General features: G+C 63.3%; 3 protein-coding genes. All 3 read right to left on the bottom strand.

The features are described from left to right. Positions 1-2,077, bottom strand: a 2,077-nt coding sequence (locus ENZ75_RS19985) for a S8 family peptidase (protein ID WP_164887881.1), incomplete at its 3' end; no start/stop codon positions are given. A 17-nt stretch (positions 2,078-2,094) separates the two neighbouring features. Continuing rightward, positions 2,095-3,081 (bottom strand): ATP-binding protein, encoded by a 987-nt coding sequence (locus ENZ75_RS19980; RefSeq protein ID WP_024505649.1) that lies wholly within the window; start codon positions 3,079-3,081, stop codon positions 2,095-2,097. 355 nt (positions 3,082-3,436) lie between these two features. Beyond that, positions 3,437-5,164 (bottom strand): relaxase/mobilization nuclease RlxS (rlxS, locus tag ENZ75_RS19975; RefSeq protein WP_128278265.1); only part of this gene is annotated, 1,728 nt, incomplete at its 5' end.

Here is a 5,164-nt window from a genome sequence, read left to right as displayed (position 1 = left end):
GGCGGGTCCATCCGCGTTCACCGGGGTTGGGTTCGATGAAATAGGACAGCGTGACGCGGAGCTCGACCTGGGCAGCGCCGAGCGCCGCGAGCTGCTCCTTCGGCCAAGGCAGGCGATGCAGCTTCATGTCACGCGTTTTGGCAGCCGCGCCGCCCTCGCGCTGGAAAGGCTGAAGCTCATCTTCAACGATAAGCGTGAGGTCGTTCACCGTTGACAGAAGCGCGCGCCCAAGATCTGGCACGCCGTAACCATAGCGCCGCACGAGCGCCTGGATCTCGCCCTTCGCTCCGTTGCACGCATCGATGCGTGCGCGCATCGCCGGAGTCCATTCGGCCGAGTGGACGATCAGGGCGCGAACCGTTTCAGGCCACAGCTCGGGGCGCGCTGATAGAATTAGTCCCGCCATCCGTGCGGCATGGGCCGTTGCCGCGCTCGTATCTCCGAGGGTGGTGAAGTGGCGCAGTTCGGGTCGATAGAAAGTGGTCAATATCTGCAGATCGTCGATCGGCTCGCCAGGCAACACACCGTCATGGGCGAGATTGCCGCCTTCGAAGACGACCTCGGGCTTCACCGGCCACTGCCTGTCCCAAACGACCGAAGTGCGACTGCGCGGCGAGAGCTCGCCGACCGGCGCGATCGGAGCGTAGCCCGCAAAGTCGGTGTCAATGATATCGACCTTTTCTGTGAAAGCGCCGACCGTCAGCGCATTCCAGGCCTGAGAAGGATCATCGACTGCTTCCAGATCGTTGCGCGTCAAATGCTCGGCCGGCATGAGGTCATCGCCGATGTTGCCGGCAGAGAGAACGATCAAGCGTCGCTGCTCCTCTTCGAAACAGAGTTGGTCGATAGCGGCAGACCACGATGTGGGCCTTCCACGCGCCGGACTGGCGCTTGTCACAGCCATTGCGATCGCGCGGCGGCGCTCCGGCGCCTGCACCTCGGCGCGGGCGATCGCTTCCGCGGTGATCGAGCCATAGAGTTCTGGATCGTTTGCCTCGTCTTCTGGCGGAAGGATACGGACACTCTCCAGCCGAAAGGGCAATGGAACTGGATCGCCTCCGACCAGGAGCGGGACCAGATCACCGTACAGGCCGACACCTGCCATTCGCGTCCCGTGGCCGCTCCACGCAGGTGTGTCGTCGCTGCCCCATGCCGGTTTGACGGTGTGCCAGTCTTCAACGGCAAGTGCGGGTTCGATCAACGGGTGGGTGCGACGTACGCCGCTGTCGAGAATGCAGACCGCAATATCGGATTGAGGCGGTCTGACGCGCCCGAGAAGCTCGTCGCTCCAGTCCCTTTGCTCCGCGCCGCCAAGGCCCATGAAGAAGGACGGCGTATCCTTCGCGCGCCGCAGCTCGGCGACGACATCGCTGTGCGCAATCATGCGGTCGAGCATTGCCGTGCTGGCGAGTGCCAGCATGACCACCCGCTCCGGAAACCTGACCGCATGCGTGCGCAAAGTGATGTTCAGGGCTTCGGCAATGTGCTCGAAGTTCTCGCGGCGACCGTCGCGCAGCCAGACTTCCCACCACACCTGCTCGTCAGCGGCCTGGGGGAAGAGGTCGTCGTGGTCGGTAAACAACGATCGTGCAGTCGCCAGCCTGACTGTCTCCATGCGGGAGACGAGCGGCTCGTTGCGCGGTCTGCCGCGGTCAGTGTCAACGTCTCGATACGCCTCGACTTTCCGCAAATAATAGGCTTGCGCGCTTTGCGGCAGGAACACCGACGCTGTGATGGGAGCACCGGGTTGAGTTGGCTCATGGACGGCGACCAGCTCCATGTGCTGGCGACGATCGGCCAACTGGTCGAGGGCCGCCCGTCCGGACATGGGCAGATCGATCTCGAGGTAAAAGCCAGGCGTGCCGACCGACAGCTGGGGGTCACGCGCCGCAATCTGCTGGCGTGCACTTTCGACCGCTTGTTCGATGGATTGCGTCAAGGCCGCAGCATGCGACGCCCGATCACGCGCCGGCAGCGGCGGTGCATGTATAAGTTGGTTGGGCCGCCGATAGGCTTCCCGAATGCCGTTGTTGCGAAGGTGGATATGGGCGCGGTCGCGCGGAAAATCGTCTGCCATTATGATCTGTGCTGTCGCTACTCAGACAGCGAAGCCTGCCGGCGTTCCTTCAGAGCGTCGATGAGCGCTTCCGAGGTGATCCGCTTCCCCCCCCGCAATATGATGGTTTTTGCAGCGTCGTCGGCCGCGCGGGTGATCTCGGCCTGCGACAGTCTCTCTGCCTGAGAGATCGCCTCGTTCCAGGCAAGCCCTCTGGTGTCGAAGCGGTCGAGTCGAGCCCGAAGCAGCGCCTCGATAATCGGCCGATCGGGCACGGCGTATTCGATGACATCGTCGAAACGGCGGAACAAAGCTCTGTCGAGCAGCTCGGGATGATTTGTTGCCGCAATAATCAGGCTGTGGCTGTCGTCTTGCTCGAGAAACTGCAGAAACGAATTCAGCACGCGCCGAATCTCGCCAACATCCTGGCGTTCGCCTCGACGCGCGCCGATGGCATCGAATTCGTCAAAGAAGTAGACGCCCCGCGTCGCCTGCATTGCATCAAAAACAAGCCGCAGCTTTCCGGCAGTCTCTCCCATGAACTTGGTGATCAAACCATCGAGGACGATCATGAAAAGGGGCAGATGAAGCTCCCCGGCCAATGCCGATGCGGTCATCGTCTTGCCTGATCCTGGCGGGCCGACCAGAAGCAGTTTGCGACGGGGAACAAGCCCGTGCTCGCGCAAGCTTGCTTGTTGGCGCTGCTCTCCCAGCACGCGGTGCAGGCGCGAGCGCAGACTGTCCGGCAAAATCATGTCCGTCAGTCGCAGGTCCGGATAGCGCACATGCAGGAGGCCTGCGAGTTCGCCCTTTGGCTGAAAAAGGGGAACCGGCCGACTGCTCTTGGCAATCCGGGCGTCCCTGCTCTTGGCTGCGTCGACCAGATCCTTGAGCTCCTGAGCAAGCTTGCCATGGCCTTGACGTGCCTCATGCGCAGCAAGCTGCATCGCGATAGAGAGGAAACGATCCTCGTCGCCGGCAATGTGGCTTTTAAGCAGCGTCACGATATGGCGGGCCGTGGTCATGGCTCTCTTCTGGGGTATCCGTTTACTTGGCGAAGCGCATGCAACCTAAACGCTTTCAACGGCGATTTGTAACGCGCAATGGTGTTTTTTCTCTTGTCGATGTTCGCCCGTGGCAACTTCAGCGGTGAACTGTTGCGCCGCGGTCATAGGCCAGCCGGAATAACGCCGGCCAGCAGACAACAGTCCGCATCTTCGAGCGCTCGAAGTCTGGCCACTCACGCAGCGTGTCGGGTCCGAACGCTCCAAAGCCGCCCCGCCTGGCAGGTCCATGCGACCGATTGCGGGCGTGCGGCCATAAGGTCTACGCGGGCTCGCATGGCTGCCCGCGCCGCTGGCTAAAAAGCTGTACACCATCTCACGAAACACCAGGTCCGCTCCTTTGCCGGCCGACGGTCCATGAAATCCCCTCCCCACTCACGACACCGGAGACCTCCTTGCCCACATGGCGCTCAAGCACCGGCCGCCATGGCACCAGCGTGAACTCGCGCGACTTTTCAACGACGGCATATTTTCCGCTGGCAAGCTCGACGGAGCGGCGGAGCGTACCCTCTACTCGTCCTCCGAATCGCGCTTCGGCATAGGGCAGGCCAAGTTCCTCCGACAGTTGGCCAGCAACACGGTTCAGTTCTCGCTGGCGCAGGATCGAAAGCATGTTGGCTCGATAGACGATCCCATCCTGTTCTTTATGCGCGAGGCCTTGCGCGATCAGCCACTGCCGCCGGCGAGCTTGCGCCTCTCTCACGTCGCGGCCGAAGCCGGATCCGTGCAAAGGCTCGGGTCTATCGGCAACCAGCTCCCGGTCGAGCCAGGTGGCGCCGTTGAAGCTGACCTGTCGCTCCAGCGCCATTGAGGAGAGCTTGTCGGCAACGACAGGCTCGGCCCTGGCCCGCTGGCCCTCATAATTCGCGACGCGATCGAGATGGTCCGGCGCGATGAGCCAGGTGCCGTTCGGCTCTCGCTCAACGCCGCCGGTCGCGCGGCGGATCGCCTCCAGCCGCCGCACATGCGTTCGCGCAAAGCTCTCGGTGGCGGATGGGTCATGCTTCAGGTGCATATCGACGTCGTAACGGCCGCCATGCGCGGCGGCGATTTCGGCGATGGTACGATCGACCTGCCTCGGCTCGGTGTTCCTTGGCGCGACACGCACGATGCAGCCATTAGGCATCGTTTCCATCGCCTCGCCTCTACCGATGTTGATCCAATGGCTCTTACCGTCGACGGCGTCGACGATCATGTAATGGCGGTCATTGATCTCGTCGGCCAGTCCACGCGCGACAACGCGACCGACGAGAGACTGGACGGGCTCGCCGGATCGATCGTGGATCACCCAGTCGGCGGCCCTGCGGGCAAGCCCCTTGCCGGTCAGTTCGCGGTGCATGGTCTTGATGATGTCGCCGCGTTCGCCGGTGCGGCGCAGCGTGGCTTCGAGCTCATCGTCGAGGCGCCAGGAGCCAGCGCCGACCTCCGCGGCCAGACCCATCCGCTCGAGCTTGCGCAGCCGTCCCTGGTGCAGCGTCTGGCGAATGGCGTCGGGACCGCCCGGCGAGACCAGGCCGTCATCATCACGCATGCTGAGCAGCCGACGGTCGATGCTGGTGAAGCGTTCCTGCTCCATTTCCCGGCGCAGGCGAAGCTCAATCTCGCGGTCGGTTCGCGGACCGAGATCGAGGCTGACCAGCTCGGCCGCCCGCTCGCGGATGCCAGATGAGATATATTCGCGCGCGATGACCAGGTTCTCGCCACGGTCGTCCCTGCCACGGACGATGATGTGGCTGTGCGGGTGGCCGGTGTTGAAATGATCGACCGCGACCCAGTCGAGCTTCGTGCCGAGGTCTTCCTGCATCTGCGCCATGAGCCGCCGCGTCAGCGCCTTGAGGTCGTCGTACTCGATGCCGTCTTCGGCAGCGACGATGAAGCGGAACTGATGGCGGTCGCCGTCCGCGCGATCGATGAACGCCTTGCCGTCGACGCGGCCGCTGTCGGCGCCGTAGAGCTCGCCAGGTTCACCTTCGCGGGTGACCCCGTCGCGCTGAAGATAGCGTAGATGGGCACGCGCCCCGTCCGCGCCCTTGCCGGCGAGCTT

The sequence above is a fragment of the Mesorhizobium sp. M7A.F.Ca.CA.002.04.1.1 genome, from assembly GCF_004022805.1.
Lineage (GTDB): Bacteria > Pseudomonadota > Alphaproteobacteria > Rhizobiales > Rhizobiaceae > Mesorhizobium > Mesorhizobium ciceri.
Note: the sequence above shows the minus strand (reverse complement) of the source record. Positions and strands in the feature narration are given on the sequence as shown.

Coding starts and splice junctions, on each gene's coding strand:
- ENZ75_RS19980 (WP_024505649.1), bottom strand. CDS start 3,081: ATGACCACGGCCCGCCATATCGTGACGCTGCTTAAAAGCCACATTGCC.